Here is a 22,451-nt window from a genome sequence, read left to right as displayed (position 1 = left end):
CTATAACTTTTGAGAGAGAATTTCACAAAATATGTCAGGAAAAGAATCCTGTCAGATTCAAATATTCCATGAGTAGATAGACCGTATTCACAACAACTGCTATGAAGGACCGACTAAGATCTCGATGACTTGTGCAACCAAGCGTTTCACGTTTGTGTAGAAACAGAGGTCGCCGCACCTACTCGGCGCGACTTGCCTGTGCGAAAAATATAGACTCGACGTTGGGGCGGTTCTTTCATTATGGCAGTCTGAGAACTGTCAAATTGATGTTCGTTGACTCTCTCCCAAACCGTCCACTCCTCATGCGAGAGGTGTCCAGCTTTCCCGACGACTCAGAGACGATAGCTGATTCGACGCCTCTAACCGTACTCGAAGTCGGTGGTCAAGCAGAAATTGTACTGTCCTTCGTCATCAGCACCTACTCACCCGCCCACTTCGGCTTAGTCTTCGAACGCGAGGAGGACTCATGGACAGCTGTTTTCAAAGAGTTCTACGAGACTGAGAAAGATGCCAAAGGCGGCTTTCAAGCCGCTAGTGATGCAATTATGGAGTACTGGGAACAGCGGACGACGATGACAAAGTCAGATGAAATCGAAACACCAGATGGTGTCACGTTCGATGAAATGACTGCTGGCGGTATCGACGAAGATGCCTATTTTGACTACTTCCGGTAGGTGATCCATCTCGATTTCGCGTTTCTACAGAAACGTGCAATCGAGAGAACGCCCACCGACTCAAACGCTCGAAAAGCGCCATCTCAGACGAACCACTGAACCCGCCCGATGACTTATCCTGCGTGCTTCTCTAGAGAAACGTGAACCTATGCGAACCGAACGGAACAAGGATGGAACGTGGAACGTCTGGATGAATCGAACCGAGTATCGAGAACTCCCACGTCAAGCACACTCCGACCTCGCGGAAATCGCGCTCAGGCTGATGGGCGACTCTGGTCTTCGCGTCGCCGAAGTCCTCGACGTCACTCCGAACGATATCTCTCGACGCACCGACGGTCGACACTACAAGCTCGAAATCCGGAGTGGGAAAGACACCACGGGCGAACACGCACACGGGAAGCAACGTGAGACGTGGCTTTCCATCGACCTCGAAGCGCGAATCAATCGCTTCGTCCAAGACGGCAACGACATCGGCCCAAGCGACCCTGTCGTCCAACGCTCGAAGCGAACTCTCCAAGGGTGGGTCGACCGCGCCGCCGACGCAGCTGCGGACGCGACCGGCGACGACGACTACCGACGCGTCTCCAGTCACGATCTGCGCCGCTGCTGGGCGCATCACCTGCTCGTCGAGGAAGGAGTGTCGCCGCGAATCGTGATGGCACTCGGCGGCTGGTCCAGCTACGACGCTATCGAGCCCTACCTCGCAGCTCCGTCAGAAGAGAACATCATCAAGTCGATGAGCGAGGTCTCCCTTTGATCCGAGAGGGGTTCTGAGCTACCAAACGTCCAGTTTGCTATCATCTGAATCTGGGCTGTTCTCGAGGGGGGTTTCTCTCACATTTCCGTCTCTTCCCCTCGGGACCCACGACTCTTCATCAAGTACGATTTGTTCGATGTCTTTTGCTGCCTCTTTCGCTACGGGTATTCGTAGTGGGTGGATCGAAACTACTACCTGACCCCGACCAACGTATACAGGGGTCTGCTTGTGATCTGGGTCTTCGTAGGCCCGTTTGCAGTAGTCGTCGAAGATATCAGTGATTCTGTCGAGTTGTTCCTTGGCGAGCATGAAACCGTCAGTCGTAATCATATCCACCTCAAGATGTGCATACTTCTGACGCGTCTTTATCCAGAAGTGTGGGCAGTTTGCATCGTCTGCACGGGAAAATGCACTATTAACCTCCTTCTGGCTTTTACAGATTTCCACTGTCATAGTGTGATTTGCTACTGCCTTCCCTTTTATATCTGCGCCCACCACTAACTTCCGCGAATAGTACTTGTCGGATGCCCGAACTAGTTCAGTAGTTTGACACCAGAGTTATTATTCGTAGGTTTCCAAGAGTTCTCTGTACTGCTCAAATGTCATGAGGTTATCTGGAGAATAGTCTTTCAAAGCATCTTGGAGGTCGCTGTCTTGGGTTACAAAAGTTAATCCACAGTTGATTGCTGTTTCTGCTCCAAGAGCATCCCAGTTCGAATTGGTATCGTCTTCAGGCATTCTGTTAAGAATCTCTTCGTAATGCTTTGAATCGCCACCTCCAAATGGCCCATGTCCAAACGGGGAGCTACCAAACGGGGCAGATTCTAAATTAAGCAACTCTGGTTCCAGGGTATTCAGAACCGTTTGAATTGAGTCTTGGAGATCTTCTCGAAGGTTGTCAAAGTCGTCAAGGAATTCAATGTGCTGTGTGGATGGAACATAGTATTGGACCTCACTTGATGACTCCTCCACAAGAGCCAAATCAATTGTACCATCCTTAAATCGACTCAGTATAGAATTGTCCAAGACCAACTCACGCATATACTAAGATGTGGCCTATCTGTCCATAATTCTATTCAACACAAGCTACATTCTGAGAATAGCCTATTCTCGGAAATAGTCCACTATCGCACTAAGGAGTGAGCGACGGTCACGAAACAATCTATCCTCTCGGATTACTTCATTGGGTGTAGCCCAGAACGCCACAAGCAGGATAAGAAACAGAGTGCCAACGCTCGAGAGGGTGAACCAGGGAGGACTTGGCCCCAAAACCAGAGTGAGTGTAAGAACGGTCGTTCCAATAATGCTGATTGCTAACCCCGTCTTCCCGAGTGCAAGCGAGGATTCAACTACATTGAGAAATCGGTTATTCCGGTCTATCCGATCTGAGTACGACTTCAATCGTTCGCGTAGATATTCGCCTTCATCATGCCTATCAAGTACATCTGCGATGTCATCAGTTGTTCCAGCGTAAGCGATTGCACGCGCTTCATTCCCTGTTGCCATACTGTGGCCGATAGCGCTGACTGCTAATCCACAGCCTGTGAAAATAGATAATAGGCGATGGGATAGACAATCATCCCACGGTGTGATATAGACTGCACACGACGTTGAACCGAGAGTCTGCTGGGCAACATCCAAACCGAGGAAAGAGACTGCCGTGAGAAACACACCGATAAAGAGTAGAGTAATTCGGAGCATCTGCTGACCCTCTTTAGCGAACGCACGGAAAGTCGATACCTGTCGGGTGAGCCTCTCCTTAGCGTTTGTATACTCCTCTCGAAGCGGAACAAGTTCGTCGTCCGATTCCCTCAAGCTGTCACTCATAGATTGGTGTCAAGATAAAACCACAAATATATGACTGTTACCTCATTCCGACGGTTCAGTAAGAACAACACGAATGGTCCGAGTCGGAGATACCGAAAGTAACCTCTTCTCGGAAGCTGCTGAACCCACTACATTATCAACTCACTGCTGTGAACCCCGTGTTGAATACAGAGCGCTCATCTTACACAGAGTCAGTTCGGTGCAACCTCTACGTCAGTTTATTATCTGATCCCAACAAATCGCTGAAAAGTCTTCCAAAAGGAGAGTTCCCCCAACGGATAGTCGAGGCGTTCCACCGATTTCATCAAGTATGCGTGCCGGTCTCGGCGCTTGTCTTGAGCATCTGAATCGAGGGTATCATCCATCTCGAGATCAACCCGCGCGATCTGTTTCAGACGAGACATCTCAGTCAATATATTCTCTAGTTCCCGCCTTTCTCTATCATTGAGTAGCATCGTGGTCTCGCTATACGATTCCAGAAGTTGCTCATGGAGTTGCCACACAAACGAACCCTCAATCATACACTGCTCAAAAATAATCTGGCCGCTCGTTCTCTCTAGCCATCCGATGACGTTGTTCAGCTGATCGATCTTTTCTTTCCTATTTCTGTAATAAACGAGAAATTGCCCGAGCAAGACACCAGAGACGGCACCGAAGAACACTACGGAAAACTCAACAGCAAGAGACTGGAGTTCCATGGCAGATAGTTCGATATGCTCTGTTCATTACTCTTTAGCTTGGACGAGCATATTCCTCGAACATCGTATTACGCACCGGGCTGCAGTAGGCCACAGTGACTAGTGCTGACTACACCCTCTATATTCAGCACAATTTCAACAAACCATAAGTAGCCGAAGGTAACAGCCAAACCACGACTTGTGGCATCATTGCTTCCTTGACTAATCTCTTCTCGGAAGCCGATGCTGTCCAACGCAGGGATAGTGGTAAGTGTCTACGATTTAGTCATTTTTGTATGGACTTTCGCTGTCGTGCTTGTGATGAAGGTTTTTCAATTGAAGATGACTTCAAACTCCCCCAGTACTGCCCGTTTTGTGGGAAGCAGAAGCTAAGTGAAGTTTGAGCTGAATTCTGTCGACAGGTCGTTAAATAGCCTTTTCTCGGAACAGAGTACATGACCAGTAGCCTAGGTGAATTTATGGACCACCACTACACAGCGTACTGATATGATTGAGATCAATGATTGGGGCTTCCTTATCAATTTCTTTTCATTATTTATCCCCGCAGCGATCGGTGTGCTTGGTAGCTTTGTCCTTTATTTTAAAAGGCAAAAGGACCGCGAATCGAACCTACGGAGTGCCTTTCTAGCCGAACTAGAAGGTTCTGAAATTTTGAGAATGTGGCCGGACGAGGGACGCAATATCCCGGTTGCTAATTTTCTTTCCCTCTCTGTATATGAAGGAAATACAAATCGGCTTGCACTACTATCCGAGACCGAAACTAGTACTCTAGTACACTACTACACCCAAGCTAAGCGAGTACAAGATTATCTGAACTTTCACACACAAGTGACGGTGAGATCACAATCATCTACCATCAATTCTGACACAAAGTCAGTCACTCGAGAAGACACAATTCGGTGGATGATAGACAAATTAGAACTCTTTCGACAGAGGGCTCTCCTCGTACTGCGAGGAATCGACTTACCGTCTGAAGGGGACGATCTCAGGAATTATCCCCAATCAGTCCAAGACATTAGACTGCTACTAGTGGATTATAATCTCGTCGTATGCGGGGCTAACAACTGTGTTTTCACTAAACGAGGTCAAGAATTCTTTGAAGGAAGCTTGACTATTTCAAATCAACAGAGAGAGACGGATTCATTGGATCGATACAAGAGTCCATTTCGAAAAACCTGGGAACAACGGTATCGATATGTGACGAAAGTCCTAGCCGATTTCTTTGATTAGTAATGATCTGGGGAGAAGTTATATAATTGATGACAGCACTACTTTTTGAGAAATATGCTTGAATTGACATTCCAACAGGTTTTGCGAGTGCTGACAGTAGTGGTTTCATTTATTGTTGCTTCTGCTCCGATACTCTATCCAGATTATTCACTATTCACGAGACGAGCAAGAGATGGTGTCGATCGGCTCGCACATATCCGTGAAAGGCATGATGATGTGAAACTTGGATACCTAGACAGAGACGATGACGAGTTCAAAGAGGTTGTAGAGGTGATTGAGCTAATATTTTCATATGACGGCGAACCAGAACGAATATGTATGGCGGTTGGACCTGTTTCTTCTTTGGGCGAGTTTACTGGATTTGGTATGCAATACGGCATTAGTGAAAATGGAGTACTGTACGTCGTGGAAAAAAGCGGTGATCAGGAACTCTTGCAGTGGCAACCGTGGAGCCCAAGCAGTACTCTCCAAATGCAACGGCTAAGTAGGGGCGTCAAACAACGAGCGCAAGAAAGGAGCCATACAATCACAGTAGTATCTGCAGTTTTATGGGCTACAATTTCAATAATCATCGTTATCTGACATCTGATTCAGATTCTCGAAACCACTCAACCCGAACTCGTCACCGCCTCACCGCGGTTAGAACTTCGACACGTGTTTCTTCGACTTCCCACTCGCGCGCGACAATGCTGTAGTTGAGAGAGTCTAGAACAGCTTCGACCTCAGCAGTCTCAACACCGAATATCGGGTGTGTCTCGACGATGATCACTCTCGGCCGTATCTCTAAATTCTCGAGAATCTCTAACTCTGCACCCTCGCAGTCAAGCTCGAGGACGTCACACGATGGCAACTCAGATGCAGGCACTACGTGATTCGTTGGGTCGTTATTGTAGACATACACATCCGGACCAACTAACGCATTTCTGAGGGTGACATTTTCCAACCCATCAAGGCGGACTGCCTCACGGACGATCTCGTACTGGCTTTCACTTGCTTCGTAGACAAGCACCGAGCTGGCTTGCCTCCCAGCGTGGACTGCCGAAACGCCATAGCCGCCACCGACGATTACAACCGTATCTTCAGGCTCAACCTGATTGTTTATCGCGTCTACGATGGGTTGCTCGTACTCTGGGAATGTGTCTTGAGCATCCAACAATGCTGGCTTTCGCGTGACGACCCCGTTCACATAGCCGAGCTTCTTCGGAAGTCTCGGGCGGACGATTGGATCGTACACTCTTCGGACGAATTCGTACAAGCTACTCATCGCACACCTCCGTAGGACCTCGCGAGCGCCGCGCCCGTCGGGCGTACACGCGATGAAACGTCGAAGGACCGCCGAAGCCGCCGACCCGACGAGCCGCCTCTTGCGTATCTCAAGTTAATATAAACACTATGGGGGGAGGGGGTGGGTGGGTGCTCCGATACCTTACATGACATCGAGACCCGCCTCCCGAACCACGTATTTCTTGATTTGCTTCGACTCGTCTTCGCTCACTCCGTAGTCCATCTTCAATAGAGCACGGTCGAAGTACTCACCACCCGACGCTTCACTGATGTACTCCTCGACGCACCCCTCGTCGAGAATCTCTTTCGCCACCTGCACCGGCGAGAGTTGTTCCGCTTCGGCTTCCTTCGACTCCGCTCGTACCTTCTCCAGCAAGTCGTCGATGAGGTCGTCAGTGTACTCGCCCTTTGTCGACTCGTACTCCTCTACGAGTTCGGGCGTCGGGAGCTGAAACTTCATCCACTTGTGCCGACGCAGCACACCATCGTCGCCAATCATCCGGTGATACTTCTTGTACATCTTGCCCGTCTCGTTGTTCGTTTGGATGTACTTCCACCGGGCCTTGCTGATGCCGGCCGACTCGTCTTTGCCGACCATGATACCGAGGTGATGGAACCGACGCTGAACGTGCGAGTCGATGAGGTCGAAGTCCGGCGCAGTCATAATCGCGCCGTTGTTTCGGTGTCGCCACGTCTGTGTTAGCGCGTCGAGGACCTGATTGGCGACCGTGTACCAATTCCGGTTCCCCGCGGCGACACCCGCTTCTTCGAGCACGATAATCGCGCCCTCTGGGAGGTCACTCGCGGCGATTTCGAGGAACTCCTCGACGGAGTACGTCACCCGATGTGGTCCGAACGTCGGGTCAAGGGCTTCCGCGAGTCGGAGTGCCGCGTAAGACTTCCCGTCCCCCGTCTCCCCGGCTAAAAAGCACATCCAGTTCTCGTTGAACACGTTCATCCGCGGCCATATCTTGCGGCGGAGAATCAGGTTCTCGCGGACTCGGTCGGGCATCTCCGAGTAGTGGCTGGAGAGGTTTTTCGGAGGAGCGTGTGACTGCATCCGGTCGACAATCTCCGGCTCGGTCTGCGAACTCATACGACTTCACCCTCCGCGTCCTGGAGTTCGATAGATGGCTTGAATCCGAGTTTCGTCGCTGCGTCATCGAGGGTACTCGCGATATCCATCAGCTGCCGCACGTCAAGGACGACCTGTTGCGTCGTCTGTTCTTCGCGTACTCCACGCATCGTCGAGCGAGTTTCTACGACGGTCTCGGTTGCATCCTCCAGTTCGTCGAGACGTTCGAGACCTCGATATGGGATGTCTCTGACTTCGACTGGTGCCACACCTTGTTTCTCGTAAATCGTCATCGCCTCGTCTTGCGACACCTCGATTTCCTGCCCGTCAATCTCGAAGATATACTCTCGTCCGGCGGTCCAGCTTGGCGACAGTACCACGGAAGACCACCACTCTTTGATGATGCCCTCGGTCCGAAGTGGACGGAGCGCTCGGTAGTACTCCAGAACCCGATTCTGGAAGTCGCCTCGGAGAGACCGCGGAACTATCGACATCCGCAACCGGGCGTCTTGAACCTCCGAGCGCTTCTGGTGGCACCGAACCTGTGCGTCTTCGATGATACGCTCACGGACCGTCTTCGACCGCAGATCATCCGCTTTAGACATCACAGTCACCGTCAGGAATCGTGATGACAATCGAATCGGCGAGCGTGTGGACTACGAGGGGCTGCTGTTTCTCGAGTTCGAGCCACTCCGCTGCGTAGCTCGTGAGATTGATGTTCATCGAACTCCCCGTCTGCTGGATATTCCGAACCTCGCTGTTGAGCGACACAGAGTCGAGGTTGCCGGACTCGATGTGCTGAGCGAGTTTCTTCAACTCAAGCGACTGTCGAACACCCATCTGAGAGGTACACTCCGCGATTACAGACTCTATTTGCCGTGTCTGACCACTATTCTGGATTGCCATAGCGGCCGTACTAGAGAATCTGCATTAAGTCTCTACACGAGGATAGCCATGGTGGCTATTCGGCTGGATATCCACCAGAGACCCGTTCTATTGCCCCATTCGTGACAGTATATTCCGGAGACATATCATCTCTGCAAAACAGGGCACGTGTATGTCTGCATGTGCAGGCCACCCTGCCGCTGGGTTCCGCCTGGGGCCGGGTGCCAATGTCGAAGATGACCGCGCTATCGAAGTGACGGTCGAGGAACCGTTCACCAACCCAATCGAGGAGTTCGTCCACGGACGTGGCGGATTCTCTGGTCAAGCGCTCAACCGCGGGCTCGAAGCCGCACAGCGCGTCGGAATCGAACCCAAACAGGAGCACTTCGCCGAGGACGCGACGACCACTGCCCGCATCTCCGGCTCGATCATGATGGTCGCACAGGCCATCATCGTCGCCGTCGTCGCGCTCATCGTCCTCGGGTCGCTCTACTCGACCGATATCGTCGCTAACCCGACGTACAACAACACCTGGACGTCGATGTTCGACACGTTCGCCTCCTACGGTGAAACGGCGTTCATCCTCATCGGCGTCGGCCTCATCGCCGCAGGTGCGAGCGTCGCGCTCGGGTTCTTCGGTGGAATGGGTGGTGGTATGGGCGGCGGCCGGTAGAACCGGGACTCACTACCTACGTACCGATTTCTCACCGCTCATCACCCCACTCAAGAGCCATGACTAACGCAATCATCACGTTCGCCGTCATCGCCGTCGTCGGTGTTTTCGCTATCGCTACCTTCGGGACCTCCTACATCGAGAGCGCCGAAGCTCAAGCGACCACCGAAGGCATCACCCTCGACGATGCCGGCCGCCTCGTCAACGCCGCAGACATCGCCGTCGACTTTGGCGCGAACGTCACCGTCACACACAACGGTACGACCCTCTCCGAAGGTGTCGACTACCGTTTCAACGAATCGACCGGGGAACTCGAACGACTGGCAAACGCGACCGTCTCCAACGGGACGCAGGTCAACATCAGCTACCAGTTCGAAGCACCCGACAAGACCACTCGCGACGTGAACCGCGGACTCGGTGCGATTAGCATCCCAGTACCGCTTCTCGCTCTCATCGCCGCCGCATTCGTCGTCTGGGGGCTCCTCGGATGATACTCGTCGCTCACCAGCTGGCACTCGGCCTCCTCGGGACGCTCGCCCTCTTCGGAGCGCTCGTTTTCCGCGGCCACGACTCCGAGGCGATCTGGGCACTACTCGGCCTCATCGTCTGGGGCGCACTCGCCATCACTGGCGGTAACGTCGCCGTGTTCAACGAATCGACTGGCGAGTTCGTCTCACTCGGCTCGCCGACCATCCAGTTCGTGTGTCTCAGTGCGGCCGCCGTGAGTGCTATCGCACTCTACGGTGCCGTCTTCGTTGAAGCCGCGGAATCTGGGAGGGCGCGGACATGATGGGACGCGACTCCCAGCCCGACCCCGGCGAACTCCAAGCACGGGAACTCGACGAGCGCGCCGCCCAAGATCTCGAACGAACCGCGGTCAATCGCGGCGTCTCGACTGGTCCGGTCGTTGACCCCATGCACGACATGGAGCCCGAAGATCTCCTCGACCGCCTCCTCGAAGCTGACGTCGAGTCCAACGAGTACGAAGAACTCGTCTCGCTCATCCAGCCGTACCTCTCGCCGAGCGAGATGCTTGCCGATCACGACGAGGAGTACTACGACGCCCGGTCTCGGCGGCTCCTCAACGAGAACCTCCGCGACCGCATCGTCCGCGGTCGCGAATACCCAGACCTCTGTACTGGCGTCTTTCGGCAGGTCGCACAAGAGGTCAACGGCGACTCGTTCAGTGGCGTGCGGAGAGACCTCGCAGACCACGAGAAAGAGGCTATCCGTACGGTCATCGACGACGTTCGAACCGACCGCCAGTCACTCGGCGACGGCCGCCTTCTCGAAGCGATCACTGAGACTCACGTTTCCAGCGAACGACGCGACCCTGACGGCGATACGCACTCCGGTGGTCGAATCAGCAGTATCCTTCCGTGGTAACCCATGACTGACAAGAATCCCAAACCCAACAACACTGACCCACTCGCACCGGACGAACCAGAACTGTTCGCGAACACCCGGCAGAAGCTCGACGAGGAATCAGAAGACCACAAAATCGCCCGGAAAGCCGGCGACGCCAGCGGTGGCCTCGTCTACAACTTCTTCCGCGGCTGGTGGGTCTTCTGGGTCTCGTTTTGGCTCAAAATCCTGCGATTCGTTCCGAGGACGAACAAGCTCGGTGACAAAGTCATCGACGCCGGCTACAAGCTCAAGCTCAAAACGACCGGTGCCGACACCATCACGCACGTCATCTACGGCGACGGTGTCATCGCTCCGCGTGCATCTTCGTGGCATACGACCGAGAACGAGTTCCGTAGCGAGAACGACGAGCGCTTCAAAACCGACGAGCAGGGCATCCCATACCGGATGCTCGGGAAGTACCCGGTCGCATGGGCGCTCGGGAAGTACGCCGAGACCACCGACCCTATCGAGGCGTTCATGGGTGGGCAACGTCGCCGCGGGGAGTTCGAGCCAAGCGCCACGACCGACGGTGGAACTGACGTCGATATCCACGCCGAAGTCGCCGGTGACGAATACGATGGTCGCGTTATCTCTTTCCGGGACGGCTACCGCCTGTTCGGTAGCAAGGTCACCCAGGAGGACATGAGCCTCCAGGGGACGCGCGCGAAGCTCGCCGAACTCGACTGGTCCCGCAAAGAGCAACTCTACCTCGTGCTCGTCGGGCTCGGAGGCGTCGCACTCGGTCTCTTCGGCCCCGCACTCGCCGCGAGTATCGCAGGGGGCGCATCCGGCACTGGCGGCGGTATCAACGTCCTTCCGTTCATGATTAACGCCGGCCTCGGAGGTGTCTTCTGATGCCGCTTCCCGGCGGAGGAGACGCGGAGGACCGCGAGGCGAAGCGCCGCGTCGAGGAAGATATCCGAGATGCTCGCGACCGTTCTCGGGACGACAACGATAGTTCCTCATCGTCGTCTGGGTCGCCCTCGTCGAACGACCGTGACAGGGACCGTGATCGACAGATCGTCGAACAGCGGAAATCCCAGCGTCGAGGCGACCGATACCAATCGGGGTCGTCGTCCGACTCATCGTCGTCAGGGTCGTCATCCCCGAGTTCGTCATCGTCCGGGCGCTCCAGCAGCGGTCGCTCGTCGAGTGACCGCGACAGGGACCCGATCAGTGACCGCGAGGCGGCCGCTCGGTACAAGCGCAACGTCCGCGAGACGAAACAGCAGAACGAGCGACGACAGCGCCAAGACGCGCCGATGGTCGCAGACGACTTTGGCGGCCGTGGCGAGCCAATCACTCGTACCGAAGCGAAGCGACGTGCGAGACTCCGGGACAAGAAGCAGCAGCTCAAACAGCGCGTCGTCGACCAGACGCCCGGCCTCGACAACACTCGAAACGTTCGGGTCCGTCGCGACGGCAACAAGCTCGTCGCATCGCTCACACCCGCCGGTCAGCAAAACGTCCGCGACTATCAGGTCGAACAACAGCGAGACGCACGAGCACGCGAACAGCGACTCCCCGAGAAGCTTGGGCTGGACTCGTCGTCTGGTGACGTGACCGATCAAGCCGCAGATATCGACGCCGAACTCACCAAGGACGCCAGTGGCGATATCTCCACAGTCCAGCGAGAGAAAGCACGCCGCGACATCGCCGACAAGGCCGACGTCGACCCCGACCGAGTCAAAATCGTCGGTCAGACTGACGATGGTGGCTTCCGCGCTCGCATCGAGAAGCAACCCGAGCGCGAAGAGCAGTTCGGTGATATCGACTGGTCGTTCGGTTTCGGCGACCCCGACAAAGACGAAGTCGAGGGCGGCCTCCGAAGCGCCGCCGACGAGGTCGACAAGGCCACGAGAAAGGTCGTTGAGATCAACGACAAGTACGGCCCACCCGCAGCGATTGGGGCGACCTATGACGCGGTTCGAGAGTACGTCCCCGAACCCGTTGATGACGTCGTTGCCGGACCAGACGGCGAGACCTTCGGCGAAGAGTTCGCCAGTGGTGCTGTCGAAGGCGCTGTCCAACTCGCCAACGTTCCGCAGACCGCTGTCGGTCTCATAGAGGTCGGCGAGACCGGCGTCTACGTCGTGACCGGCGATGAGGACACGAAAGGCGCTGCTGACGGTGATTCGGAGGCGTTCGCGAAAGTGATGGCTGCGGGTGACAGGGCAGGTCAAGAAGCCAAAGAGACCTTCTTCAAAGAACCTGGTCAGACCACCGGCGCGGTCGTCGGATCACTTGCTGTCTCAGCTGGTGGACTCGCGGCAGCGTCGAAGGTTGGTGGGAAGACCGGCGCAGCTGCTCGCCTCGCGGTTCAACCTGGTGAAGAGGCCGCGACTTACGTTGCGACGCGCGCTCTCGGTCAGACTACAAGAGGTCAACGCATCCTCGACGCCATCCCCGGTGGCCGCGTCGACAATGAGGAGATCGTGATGGCCGCCGCGTCCAAGGCGAAGCCGGCCACATCGAAACTTGTCCGAGGTATTCGACGTACCAAGTACGATGCCGCTCGCCGATTCGAGGCAGAAGGCAAGCGCGCGAAACAGTTCCTCGCTGGTGAACGCGGCCAACTCGAACTCTCCGGACCGAGTGGGCGGCAGACTGTTGATGTCGATGACTCTCCCGGTCGGATGTCGCCGGAACTCGACCGCGCCGACGCCCGCGAACAGGACCTCGACCAGACGCAGTATGAACTGCGTCGGTTTGCCCAAGAAGAGCGCGATGCCGAGCAAGTCCTCTTGGAGGACGCCGGACAGCCGACCTCGACGCCGACGCAGGCCACGCGCGCCGACCAGTTGACTGTCGACCCAGACGAACTCGAAGCTCGCCGTCTCGAAACGGAGAGACGCTTCCGCGAAGCCTACAGCGTCGGTGGCCGCCCCTGGAGGAGCCGTCGCCAACTCCGAGACGGAAGTCGCCTCAGCGGACAGGAGTGGCCGACTCGTGAGGCGAGACAGATGCGGCAACAAGCCGAAGCATCCAGTTTCGAAGCTGATGCGGCTCAAACCAGCCGGAGAGAAGCTACTGGGGCTGAAATCGCGACCGGAGAAGAACTCGCGCGCCAACAACAGCGGCAGTTCGAGCGCGCACAGGCAGACCTCGCACAGCGTCTCGGTCTCGACACTCGGGGCGATACTCGACAGGATACGTGGCAACCCACAGACGTTCGTCTCGACCAGCGGTTCGAGACTGGCTTCGAGACCGAAGCAGAGCGTGCGACCGAGTTCGAGAGTGAGTTCGAGCGCGCCGGGACCGAATACGAGCCGGTCCAGATGACCACCGGAACCGAAGTCGAACGCGAGTTCGAGCAAGCTCGCAGACGCTTCGAGAGCGAGTTCGAGCGAGAGCGAGAGCGACAACAGTCCTTCGGGAATCGGAACCCCAGCAACGCGTCCGCGGTCGATATGAGCGCGTGGGAGAACAGTTGGCGGACTGGCATCGCCGACATCGACAAGCTCTGGAAAGAGCGTTTTGGAGGTCTCTGATGGCGACCTTCGGGTTCTACATCAAGGCGGCGCTGACACTCTTCCTCTCGGTGTTTGTTCAGGACATCCTCCAGACGGTGACCGAGCCGATGCTCGGCCCCGCCTGTGGTCCATCGCGGGTTTCCCAGCCCGTCGTCGAGGGTGCGCAGAACTGCCTCTACGTCACGCAGGCCGTGACGTGGCTCGTTGCACTCGTCATCGTTGGTCTCTTCGTGACCGGCCTCACTCGCGGTTCCCTCCTCGGTGGTGTCAGTCCGTGAGTCCTCGAGTGCTTATTTTCGTAGCAGTCGGTATCGTCCAGATCGCCGGCCTCGTGTTGTTCCTCAACACCGCTGGCGCGGAGGTCTTCCACGTCGCGGAGAGTATGGTATTCCTTCAGTCCACGTGGGTCTGGGGTCCGATCCAGAACTTAGAGACGCTGAGCTACTTCCTCATCGTCCCGATATTCATTGTCGACTACCTTGTGTACGCGGCCATCGCTGGCGTGACGCGAGAGAAACAACAGGTCGCACAGTACCGGAGGGGCCGACTGTGAGGCGGCTCAGTATCGTCTTGTTCGCGCTGTTCGCGAGCTTCCTGGTCGTCTCTGTTGCGCCAGTCAGTGCCGCCGATGGTGACCTCGTCGTCGGATCGGAGAACGACACTGACGATGAACTTCAAAACGGGACTCTGACCAATGTGACTGTCAACGGAAACGGAGAGGCCGCCCATGTTGAACTGAGTGATGGGGAAGTTTTGACCCAGTTCAGTGACGAGGAGGACGGTGACGTCACCGAATACACAGGCGACACATCGTTTTTGTCTGCGGTTAGTTCTCCGGTCGCAGATGGTAGCTACGCCGTTCAGGTGGATACCGATGGTAACCGCCGAGAAGCCAGTAACACAATCCCGGTTTCATCGGCTGATTCCTACTCGTTTGAATTCAAAAACGCACAGAGTAGCCTCTCTACGAACAACGAGATTCTCTTCACAGACGGTGGCACTGTCGTCTGGGGGTTCTACTTCAAATTAGGAGAAGGGATCTACTGGTCTGATGCAGGCGAGCGCACAGCTGGGGAGCTGATAGCCGGTATCGACGTCACATCAAACTATCACTCTATCAGCATCAAAAACATCGATACAGCAGCCAATACGGTCGACATCTACCTCGACGGGACGTATCAGGACACCTATTCGTTCCACAACTCAGGTGCCCACCCAGATGCGTACACTCTCGCAGCTAACGCAGGCCAACCTGAAAACGGCCTCCTCGTCGACCGTGTCGCCTACGCATATAATCAAACAGTAAGCAACGGCACTTACATCTCGTCAATTCACAACGTCACCAACGCCAATGAAGGGCGCGTCACGTTCGACGCCCTCACAGATGTCGATGCCACAGTGTCATGGCAAGAACACTCGGCTGGGATGTGGACTAATATCACGACGGACACCTACACCACTCCCGGTACCAAAAGCGTCGATATTTCTTCCACAACATCTGATGAATTGCGCGTCCGAGTCGATTTCAGCACCTCAGGACCATCACCAAACGTTGAGCTTGACCGCGATGCCGTCTACTTCCCCGTCTCAACACCAGATATCTCAGCAGGGCTGTCCGCTCCGAGCGGTGGCGAGGTTGTCCACACATCGACACCGACTCTATCGGTTGACGTCTCCGACGACGACTTCGGGACCACTCAGGGAGATCAACTCTCGATAACGTGGCGCGTCAACGGATCGGTCGTCGACACAACGACTCGGACCACCAACGGCACCGCCTCGGTCACTGCGCCGTCGCTCCCGGACGGTAACCACACTTGGAGCGTCACCGTCGACGACAGCTACGGCGAAACCGTCTCGTCGAATTTCTCTTTCGAAGTTCAGCACTTCGAGCCAACCATCACCAACCTCGAACCGCCAGACGACACCTCCCTATCGACCCGTGATATCACGCTCTCTGCCAACCTTACCGATTCCGACTTCGCGTTCGAAGGCGACGAACTCACTGCCGAGTTCCTCGTCGACGGGAGTGTCGTCGGGTCTGAGGTCCTCACCAGTAACGGGACTGCGTCGACCACATACACGATGGAGGGCGGGTCCGCATCGTGGTCCGTTCGCGTGACCGACAACTACGGCAACATCGTCACATCTCCGACTCGGACGATTCGCTCGCCATCGACGCTCACCATTCGAAATGTGTCGACCGGCGAACCGATAACAGGGTCCGCGCAGGTGACTGCGAAACTCTACTCCGGCGAACTCATCTTCTCGAAGAACACCACCGACGGAACAATCGACCTGACCGGCGTCCCGGTCGAGCGCGGGTACATCATCGAGGTGACTGTCGACGGTTACGTCACCAGGACGGTCGCCATCGAGTCGGTGTTCGAGCAGGGTGACATCTATCTCCTTCCAGAGTCCACCGATGCGGTCTATCAGGAGATGACGCTGAACGACCAGACGGGTGACTTCGAACCCAGTTCGACGGTGCTCTACATCGAGCGACCAATCGAGCGGAACGGAACCATCGAATGGCGCGTCGTGACTGGTGACTACTTCGGCGCAGACTCAGTGTTCAAAACAACACTGGAGAAAGACCAACGATACCGTCTCGTCATCGAGAACGACGATGGTGATCGCCGGGAACTCGGTGCGTACATCGCCGCTGTCAACGGGACTGCACCGCTCGATGTCGGGACAATTCAGTGGCAAGCACCGAGGGGAGATACCTACCAGTGGGATGCCTTCGTCGACGAAAACATCTCGGCACTTCGTGTGATGTATTCCGACCCGGAAGACGAGACAACGTCTTTCGATGTGGTTGTCCACGAGCGCGGAGACCCGAACGAAGTGCTGTTCGAGTCAGACGGAACCAATCTTTCGTCGTTCCAACGCACGGAACCACTCAGCCAGTCTGAACTCGAGCAAGACTGGGTCGTGAACATCACCCTCGAACGGAACAGCCAGACGATCACCATCGACGAGCCCATCTCGTCGACCGCCTCGATCCGGACGCCCGTCCCTATCGATACTCGATGGGCGACACTCGCCGGACTCGTCCTTCTCGTCGCACTCGCGGCCGCGTTCCCCTCGACGCTGTCGAGAGTCGGTGCGGTTGCTGTCGTCTCCGTCGCCACGGGCATCACGTGGCTCGGCTGGGTCGACATCCCGATGAGTGTCATCGGGCTCTCCGGCGCGGTCGCGCTAGCTCGGGCTCGCCGCCTCCTTCAACTCCTACTAATGAAAGTCCACAGTCCCAATGCTGTTCGTCATCTGCTTCGCCGTCGCTGGCGGCCTCATGGCCGGGTCCGGTTTCAACGACGCCGTTGGAATTGACAAAGCGACTGGTCTCCAGGATGATGCCGACCAGCTATCCGAAGACGCATCGTCGTACCGTGCTGACCGCGGCGGCTCAGTCGAGTCCTACCTCGGGTTCACCACACAGGCGACTGGCGCAATCGTCGGAGCGCTGAAATGGAGCCTCATGCTTCCGCTCGCCCTCCAGAACGTCGGGTTCCCTGCGTGGTTCGCCGGCCCCATCGGCGTCCCGATTCAGTTCGTGAACTACATCGGCGTCTGGCAAATCATCCGGGGGATGCGTATCTCATGAGCGAACTCGACTGCTGGTTCCAGCAGGACGTCCATTCGTGTGTCGCTGATGGCCTCGGAAGCGCCTTCGGCCCCGGTACTGAGAGCGTCCTCGCGATGTTCATCGTCGCGGGCGTTATCATTCCAATCTACGCCAAGACCGGCGACTACGTCCTCCCCGCGACGCTTCTCGTCCTCATCTCGGGGTTCGCTGCGACATTGCTTCCCGGTATCATCGCCTCCATCGCCTGGACGGTCATCTTCATGACGCTCGTCGTCTCGTTGTTCGCTGCACTCTTCCAGACGGTGGTACAATGAGTCTCGGGAACCTTCGCGATGGGTTCTCTCTCGACGAGGACCTCGGCGAGAAGCAACTCGCCGCGCACGTCTTCATCATGGTCAACCTCCTCTGCAACGGGCTCATGACCGCGCCTATCGCCCTCAACGCACCTGACGTCCTCACACGCGTCGGGATCTACTTCGCGCTGGGATTCAACGGCATGGTCCTCATCACGCTCTTCGCCCGTGAGGTGCCGCGATGAGCCGCCTCTCGAACCTGCTGACGCCATCGGTTCCCCTCCACGAACTCACCCACGCTGTCGCGGCCTACCCGTGGGCCGACATCGACATCTGCCTCGACGGCACCGACTCGCGAGTGACGATGGACTGGGAGGACGACGCGCCCGTCTGGGCGATTCGATTCGCGCATCTCGCACCGACGTTCATCGGGCTCGGCATCGCCATGCTCCTGGTCGTCATCTTCGGCGTCCCGAGTGTCTCGGGTCTCGCCGGGCTCGCACTCCACGACCTCGGCCTGCTCGTGATTCTCTTCGTCAACTGGGTCGTCTACGCCTTCCCGAGTTACGCCGACAGGCACCCGTTCGGTTAGTTTCCGCCGAGAATCCCGACTTTTCTGAGGACAGTGTCGACAGCGTTCGTGAGGTAGTCGAGTGCGAGGAATACTCCGACAATTGCCGTTGCAACAGCAGACGTCCAGAAAACGAATAACGCGATTTTGTCAGTAGTTTCTGAGAAAATGATTGCGTCTGTGATAGTTTGGTACTGAACACCGAGTAGTGGGAACGCCTTGGCGATTATTCCAGCAAAGATTGAGACGGCGATTCCGATTCCGATGACGGCGCTGAGCGCAAGCCAGTACAGAATCAGCATCGAGAGGGCTATTCCCGTTGCCTCATCGACGAGCGGGAGGTCGTGGAACCGATGATTCAGCCCCTTTCTCATATCAATATCACTGAGTGAATCCTTGATAACCGTTCTGCCATCTGACGACTTTCGTACGTGTATTTACTTTCACTCTGCTTGCCGACTATTCAAAACACTGTCTCACGAATGATACCGGCATGATACGCGATGCACGGGCACTTCGGGACAGTTTCGTCCCGGCTGACCTGGAACATCGAAACGCCGAAATCGGGCACCTCTCGTCGTTACTGAAACCAATCGAAGGTGGTGAAGCCGGGTCGGACATTCTCATCACAGGGCCATCCGGTGCGGGGAAGACGACCCTCGCACGGTTCGTGGCGAACGAACTCGAACGTGCGACTCTCGATGTCCGAACCGCCTACGTGAACTGCCTCTCGAACTCGACGAACGCCGCTGTTCTCCACACGCTCATGCGTGACGCCGGCCTCGGACTCGACTTCGACCGAGCGTCGACGCCGGTTCACGAGTATCTCACTCGAATCGACGACCGAAACGAGCAGTTCGTTATCGTCCTCGACGAGGTCGACGTCCTCGAAGATCCCTCGCTCATCGCGATGCTCTACGACATCGACAACGTCACCACGATGATGGTCTGTGTCTCCGAAGACGCGTTTCTCTCTACGCTCGACATGCGCGTCGAGTCACGCGTTCGCGCCGCGGCGTCGGTCGTCCTCGAGAAGTACCGTGATGACGAACTCGCGGATATCATCCGCGCCCGCGCCGACCACGGTCTCGTTCCCGGCGCTGTCGACGAGGCGACAATCAAGCATATCGCAGATCGCGCAGCTGGCGACGCGCGGCTTGCGATCACCAAACTTCGACGGGCGGCCCAGCTCGCAGACCTCCAAGAACTCGACGCGCTCAGTCCGGGGCTCGTCGATGACGTCGCTGATGGTGCCGCGGGAGAAGTCCACGAGCGGAACGTCGAACGCCTCTCGACGCACAAGCGACTCCTCTACGACATCGTCAAGCGCTACGGTGAGGTCTCATCTACGGACCTCCACGCAGCGTACGAAGAGCACATCTCCGCGCCGAAATCGAAGGCGACCCGTCGCCGCTATCTAGGTGCGCTCGAACGGTACCGACTCATCGAACAAGAGGGGGCGACGCGTGGGACTCGGTATCGACTCGTTGAGCCGTAGTCTCACGACGCTGCTGCGGCTGTGTCGTTGTTCTCCATGTCGAATGGAAGGTTAATGACTAACTCATCAAACCAGACGACTGGTCGCTTACTCTGGCCCTCTTGCTCGAAGAAGATGACACCCAATCGAGCGAGACGGTTGAGTTCTTCGTGGACGTTCTTCACGTCACGGTTGACTACGCGGGCCGTCTCGTTGATGCTGGATGGTTCTTCCCGACGGATAGCTTTGATGAGGTCAAGCGTTCGCGGGGTTAGCGTAGCCATCAGGTCATCATAGCTTGTGAATGAAATCGTCGGTGTGGAGTCTACAGAGTCGCCATCTGCGAGAGCGGTGAGACTCTCGGTAACGTCCTCTTCGAACTCTCGATCCGATTTTACTGTAACGACGAGTGTCGATTCGGCTTCGAGTAGTTCGCGTTCCATCGGGTGCAGCGGTGGCACAGTATCTGACATTGGGACCTCCCTCGGATGGCCTCACTTAAGTTCGAACTCCGATTTCGGTATCTCGCTCCAGAACCGCTTCCAGAGTTCGACGATGCCGGGGAACTCAATGATCTCTGGGTCAGGGTTCGGCGCGACGTGGAGTTCGTGGCCTTTTGTGTCTTCGTGTGAGTTATCGTACCGACGAATCGTTCCATCCTTGAGAGTGCGTTCAGAGTCTGGTTGTATCGCACCGTAGTGGAGCTTGTAGGCCCACCCAGATGGGTATGCATCATCTGAGGTTCGCATGCAGAACACACGAACCACAGTTCCGTCGGGGTATTTCTCCCCTCTGCTCACACCATCAAGGTCGTCGTCGGTCAGCGAGGCCATCCTCAACCATTGGTACGTAGACCAATGGCATAACTCTACCCATTGGTCTGGGTGCCAATAGTGGTGGGAACGAGTGATTCGTTCATCAAGCTAATCGCAAGACGTGAGCGTGGTTCGCTCATTCGCTCATTTTCACTCATTCGAGAGAAGAGAACCGAGAGTGTCCAAAAACCAGAGAATAGAACGTCGAATTTCGATGATTCGCTCACCACCCTGCAAACCGTTTATATCCAATTCCCATCGGCTCGGGTATGTCGACGACGATTGGTAGTGGACCGAACGGAACCAGCCGAAACCTTCGGCTGCTGAGTGGCGTCGAAGTTCGAATCGAAATCACCTCGGACGCGGATTACGCGGCCCGCCTCGACGTTCATCACGAGGGCCGGCGCTGGGTCTACGGTATCGATTCGAATCAGCGTGCGACGTTCATCGATGCATTCGACCGAAAAGGTCGGAGTGACGACCCTGACGAACCGGACTGGATGCGCGAGGTTTTCGTGCAGTTGGAGGTCGATTGGGAGTGACGCTACGGTTCTGGCAGATCGTCTTCGCCGACATTGCCGGCGAGGAACTCTCGGCCGAGGTCAGTCAATTCATAGACACCGTCTTCGTTAGAGAACAAGCCAGCACGTTCCATTTTTTTCATTCGAGCGTTGACGTAGTTCTGGCCGTAGTCGATGTTGTATGCCACAACCTTCGCAGTCGCTCCTATATCATAGGATTCGTAGAACAACAGGATCTCGTAGTCAACTCCGTCTTTGAACCACGAGATACGCTCAACCATTTCGTTGAGGCAAAAACTCATTACTATTCTAAAATAACAGCGTTGCGAAATAAGTTTTGTAGCCATAGCTATAATGAGAATATAGCTATAGCTACAAAGGTTTATATTGGACGGCTATCATTGTCGGTAGTGACGACTCTCCCGTGGCCTACAGGTCACGGAAAACGCTCGGACTCCTGCTGAGACAGGACCCGAGCAACGGGCCGTCACCCAAGATGACGACCAAATCAGCACTCTCGCGGGTGCGAAATAAGTCCCGCGACACGACTAGTGCAACGTCTTCGAACTGCCCAGCGTGTGCCACGCCCATCGAGGGCTTCGCCGCAAGTGGGCCCGCCAGTCGTACGGTCGAACCGTGCGGTTGTACCCTACCGAACGTCCGCGCGAGCGATATTGCGCGGGAGGACTAACATCATGAGTTACAACAATCTCGACACGCTCCTCGCGTTCCTTCGTGAGGACCTCGAACCCGGACAGGACCGCATCTACTACGCGAAGAACATCTCGAATAGAACTGACATCGATGGGAAAGAGGTCGGCTACTGGTTTTCGCGTGCTGTCGGTCTGTACCCGCAGTGGGACTCTGTGGAGTTCGATGGCCTCGAAGTCGAACGCTACCGTCCTGAGACGAAGGCGACGCGATGGCGAGTGACTCGCCTTGAGGAGGATGTAAGACTCGTCGCAGATGGTGGCGTTCGGTGGCTCGATCTGACCGGCTTCCAGCAGCAACTCGTCAAGGCGGTCATCGAGTTCGAGAACGAGCAGGGCGAGTCTCCGTACGGCGTCCAGATGAAGCGGGCGCTGAGTGAGCGGTACGGTCACGAAGTCACCAACGCTCAGGTCTACCCGAATATCGATGACCTCGTTGAGATGAACGTGTTTGAGCGGGAACCGCTGGACCGGCGGACGAACGCGGTT

31 protein-coding genes are annotated in these 22,451 nt (G+C 56.0%); 19 read left to right on the top strand and 12 right to left on the bottom strand.

The genetic code is table 11. The features are described from left to right. Positions 1-302 precede the first annotated feature (302 nt). Both ATB1_RS08445 and ATB1_RS08440 read left to right on the top strand, forming a co-directional pair. Positions 303-674 (top strand): hypothetical protein, encoded by a 372-nt coding sequence (locus ATB1_RS08445; protein ID WP_128081445.1) that lies wholly within the window; start codon positions 303-305, stop codon positions 672-674. Positions 675-822: 148 nt separating this feature from the next. After that, positions 823-1,431, top strand: coding sequence for a site-specific integrase (locus tag ATB1_RS08440; RefSeq protein ID WP_042663271.1), 609 nt, complete (start codon positions 823-825; stop codon positions 1,429-1,431). An 18-nt stretch (positions 1,432-1,449) separates the two neighbouring features. Here ATB1_RS08440 and ATB1_RS08435 read toward each other — a convergent pair whose 3' ends face one another. The 4 genes from ATB1_RS08435 to ATB1_RS08425 form a co-directional block, all read right to left on the bottom strand. Continuing rightward, entirely contained in the window at positions 1,450-1,884 is a 435-nt protein-coding gene (locus ATB1_RS08435) for a hypothetical protein (RefSeq protein ID WP_128081444.1), read from the bottom strand. A gap of 108 nt (positions 1,885-1,992) precedes the next feature. Further along, positions 1,993-2,472 carry a hypothetical protein gene (locus ATB1_RS08430; protein ID WP_042663269.1) on the bottom strand — a complete coding sequence of 160 codons (480 nt, stop codon included), beginning with the start codon at positions 2,470-2,472 and terminating at the stop codon, positions 1,993-1,995. Between the two features lie 63 nt (positions 2,473-2,535). Next, positions 2,536-3,258 (bottom strand): hypothetical protein, encoded by a 723-nt coding sequence (locus tag ATB1_RS21550; RefSeq protein WP_128081443.1) that lies wholly within the window; start codon positions 3,256-3,258, stop codon positions 2,536-2,538. Positions 3,259-3,479: 221 nt separating this feature from the next. Then, entirely contained in the window at positions 3,480-3,956 is a 477-nt protein-coding gene (locus tag ATB1_RS08425) for a hypothetical protein (RefSeq protein ID WP_042663267.1), read from the bottom strand. 1,284 nt (positions 3,957-5,240) lie between these two features. On the opposite strand from ATB1_RS08425, the gene ATB1_RS21545 reads away from it, so the two are divergent. Further along, positions 5,241-5,768 (top strand): hypothetical protein, encoded by a 528-nt coding sequence (locus ATB1_RS21545; protein ID WP_128081442.1) that lies wholly within the window; start codon positions 5,241-5,243, stop codon positions 5,766-5,768. 40 nt (positions 5,769-5,808) lie between these two features. Here ATB1_RS21545 and ATB1_RS08420 read toward each other — a convergent pair whose 3' ends face one another. From ATB1_RS08420 to ATB1_RS08405, 4 genes are all read right to left on the bottom strand, one after another. Further along, positions 5,809-6,450: an FkbM family methyltransferase gene (locus tag ATB1_RS08420; protein ID WP_052367887.1), complete on the bottom strand. Its 642-nt coding sequence runs from the start codon at positions 6,448-6,450 to the stop codon at positions 5,809-5,811. 162 nt (positions 6,451-6,612) lie between these two features. Beyond that, complete coding sequence (locus ATB1_RS08415) at positions 6,613-7,566, bottom strand: hypothetical protein (RefSeq protein ID WP_042663265.1); 954 nt, start codon at positions 7,564-7,566, stop codon at positions 6,613-6,615. Continuing rightward, positions 7,563-8,150 (bottom strand): hypothetical protein, encoded by a 588-nt coding sequence (locus tag ATB1_RS08410; RefSeq protein ID WP_042663264.1) that lies wholly within the window; start codon positions 8,148-8,150, stop codon positions 7,563-7,565. The genes ATB1_RS08415 and ATB1_RS08410 overlap by 4 nt, the downstream gene beginning before the upstream one ends. Then, positions 8,143-8,385, bottom strand: coding sequence for a hypothetical protein (locus ATB1_RS08405; RefSeq protein ID WP_042663262.1), 243 nt, complete (start codon positions 8,383-8,385; stop codon positions 8,143-8,145). The genes ATB1_RS08410 and ATB1_RS08405 overlap by 8 nt, the downstream gene beginning before the upstream one ends. Positions 8,386-8,602: 217 nt before the next feature. Between ATB1_RS08405 and ATB1_RS08400 the strand changes: the two genes are divergently transcribed. The 13 genes from ATB1_RS08400 to ATB1_RS08335 are packed head-to-tail and all read left to right on the top strand — an operon-like array spanning position 8,603 to position 18,460. Further along, positions 8,603-9,103 carry a hypothetical protein gene (locus ATB1_RS08400; RefSeq protein WP_241768149.1) on the top strand — a complete coding sequence of 167 codons (501 nt, stop codon included), beginning with the start codon at positions 8,603-8,605 and terminating at the stop codon, positions 9,101-9,103. Between the two features lie 59 nt (positions 9,104-9,162). Then, a complete protein-coding gene (locus ATB1_RS08395) occupies positions 9,163-9,594 on the top strand; it encodes a hypothetical protein (RefSeq protein WP_042663260.1) in 432 nt (143 codons plus the stop codon). Beyond that, positions 9,591-9,893, top strand: coding sequence for a hypothetical protein (locus ATB1_RS08390; protein ID WP_042663259.1), 303 nt, complete (start codon positions 9,591-9,593; stop codon positions 9,891-9,893). The genes ATB1_RS08395 and ATB1_RS08390 overlap by 4 nt, the downstream gene beginning before the upstream one ends. Continuing rightward, complete coding sequence (locus ATB1_RS08385) at positions 9,890-10,489, top strand: hypothetical protein (protein ID WP_241768148.1); 600 nt, start codon at positions 9,890-9,892, stop codon at positions 10,487-10,489. Before ATB1_RS08390 ends, ATB1_RS08385 begins: the two co-directional genes overlap by 4 nt. A gap of 3 nt (positions 10,490-10,492) precedes the next feature. Then, positions 10,493-11,365, top strand: a complete 873-nt coding sequence (locus tag ATB1_RS08380; RefSeq protein WP_042663257.1) for a hypothetical protein — start codon at positions 10,493-10,495, stop codon at positions 11,363-11,365. Beyond that, positions 11,365-14,001, top strand: coding sequence for a hypothetical protein (locus ATB1_RS19855; protein WP_052367885.1), 2,637 nt, complete (start codon positions 11,365-11,367; stop codon positions 13,999-14,001). Before ATB1_RS08380 ends, ATB1_RS19855 begins: the two co-directional genes overlap by 1 nt. Further along, complete coding sequence (locus tag ATB1_RS08370) at positions 14,001-14,261, top strand: hypothetical protein (RefSeq protein WP_042663256.1); 261 nt, start codon at positions 14,001-14,003, stop codon at positions 14,259-14,261. Before ATB1_RS19855 ends, ATB1_RS08370 begins: the two co-directional genes overlap by 1 nt. Continuing rightward, positions 14,258-14,536 (top strand): hypothetical protein, encoded by a 279-nt coding sequence (locus ATB1_RS08365; RefSeq protein ID WP_042663255.1) that lies wholly within the window; start codon positions 14,258-14,260, stop codon positions 14,534-14,536. The genes ATB1_RS08370 and ATB1_RS08365 overlap by 4 nt, the downstream gene beginning before the upstream one ends. Continuing rightward, positions 14,533-17,319: an Ig-like domain-containing protein gene (locus tag ATB1_RS23130; protein ID WP_241768147.1), complete on the top strand. Its 2,787-nt coding sequence runs from the start codon at positions 14,533-14,535 to the stop codon at positions 17,317-17,319. The genes ATB1_RS08365 and ATB1_RS23130 overlap by 4 nt, the downstream gene beginning before the upstream one ends. Further along, positions 17,282-17,593 (top strand): hypothetical protein, encoded by a 312-nt coding sequence (locus ATB1_RS08350; protein WP_241768146.1) that lies wholly within the window; start codon positions 17,282-17,284, stop codon positions 17,591-17,593. The genes ATB1_RS23130 and ATB1_RS08350 overlap by 38 nt, the downstream gene beginning before the upstream one ends. Further along, entirely contained in the window at positions 17,590-17,889 is a 300-nt protein-coding gene (locus tag ATB1_RS08345) for a hypothetical protein (protein WP_042663252.1), read from the top strand. The genes ATB1_RS08350 and ATB1_RS08345 overlap by 4 nt, the downstream gene beginning before the upstream one ends. Further along, entirely contained in the window at positions 17,886-18,113 is a 228-nt protein-coding gene (locus tag ATB1_RS08340) for a hypothetical protein (RefSeq protein WP_042663250.1), read from the top strand. The genes ATB1_RS08345 and ATB1_RS08340 overlap by 4 nt, the downstream gene beginning before the upstream one ends. After that, on the top strand, positions 18,110-18,460 hold the full coding sequence (locus tag ATB1_RS08335) for a hypothetical protein (protein ID WP_042663248.1): 351 nt from the start codon (positions 18,110-18,112) through the stop codon (positions 18,458-18,460). The genes ATB1_RS08340 and ATB1_RS08335 overlap by 4 nt, the downstream gene beginning before the upstream one ends. Here ATB1_RS08335 and ATB1_RS08330 read toward each other — a convergent pair. Continuing rightward, positions 18,457-18,813 carry a hypothetical protein gene (locus ATB1_RS08330; protein WP_042663247.1) on the bottom strand — a complete coding sequence of 119 codons (357 nt, stop codon included), beginning with the start codon at positions 18,811-18,813 and terminating at the stop codon, positions 18,457-18,459. The two genes, ATB1_RS08335 and ATB1_RS08330, sit on opposite strands and share 4 nt — an antisense overlap. 119 nt (positions 18,814-18,932) lie before the next feature. Between ATB1_RS08330 and ATB1_RS08325 the strand changes: the two genes are divergently transcribed. Then, on the top strand, positions 18,933-19,937 hold the full coding sequence (locus tag ATB1_RS08325; protein WP_042663246.1) for a Cdc6/Cdc18 family protein: 1,005 nt from the start codon (positions 18,933-18,935) through the stop codon (positions 19,935-19,937). Positions 19,938-19,939: 2 nt separating this feature from the next. Here the strand turns inward: ATB1_RS08325 and ATB1_RS08320 are convergent, their stop codons facing one another. Together ATB1_RS08320 and ATB1_RS08315 are read right to left on the bottom strand one after the other, a co-directional pair. Next, positions 19,940-20,389 (bottom strand): hypothetical protein, encoded by a 450-nt coding sequence (locus ATB1_RS08320; protein ID WP_181950683.1) that lies wholly within the window; start codon positions 20,387-20,389, stop codon positions 19,940-19,942. 21 nt (positions 20,390-20,410) lie between these two features. Continuing rightward, the gene (locus ATB1_RS08315; protein ID WP_042663243.1) at positions 20,411-20,749 is read right to left on the bottom strand and encodes a DUF6516 family protein; all 339 of its coding nucleotides are present in this window, start codon (positions 20,747-20,749) and stop codon (positions 20,411-20,413) included. A 251-nt stretch (positions 20,750-21,000) separates the two neighbouring features. Here ATB1_RS08315 and ATB1_RS08310 point away from each other — a divergent pair, with 251 nt between their 5' ends. Next, on the top strand, positions 21,001-21,273 hold the full coding sequence (locus ATB1_RS08310) for a hypothetical protein (protein WP_042663242.1): 273 nt from the start codon (positions 21,001-21,003) through the stop codon (positions 21,271-21,273). A gap of 2 nt (positions 21,274-21,275) precedes the next feature. Here the strand turns inward: ATB1_RS08310 and ATB1_RS08305 are convergent, their stop codons facing one another. Further along, positions 21,276-21,599: a MarR family transcriptional regulator gene (locus ATB1_RS08305; RefSeq protein WP_241768145.1), complete on the bottom strand. Its 324-nt coding sequence runs from the start codon at positions 21,597-21,599 to the stop codon at positions 21,276-21,278. Between the two features lie 348 nt (positions 21,600-21,947). Here ATB1_RS08305 and ATB1_RS08300 point away from each other — a divergent pair. Next, the coding region (locus tag ATB1_RS08300; RefSeq protein ID WP_042663239.1) for a hypothetical protein at positions 21,948-22,451 on the top strand (504 nt) is incomplete at its 3' end.

The organism is Haloferax sp. ATB1 (assembly GCF_000730175.1).
Note: the sequence above shows the minus strand (reverse complement) of the source record. Positions and strands in the feature narration are given on the sequence as shown.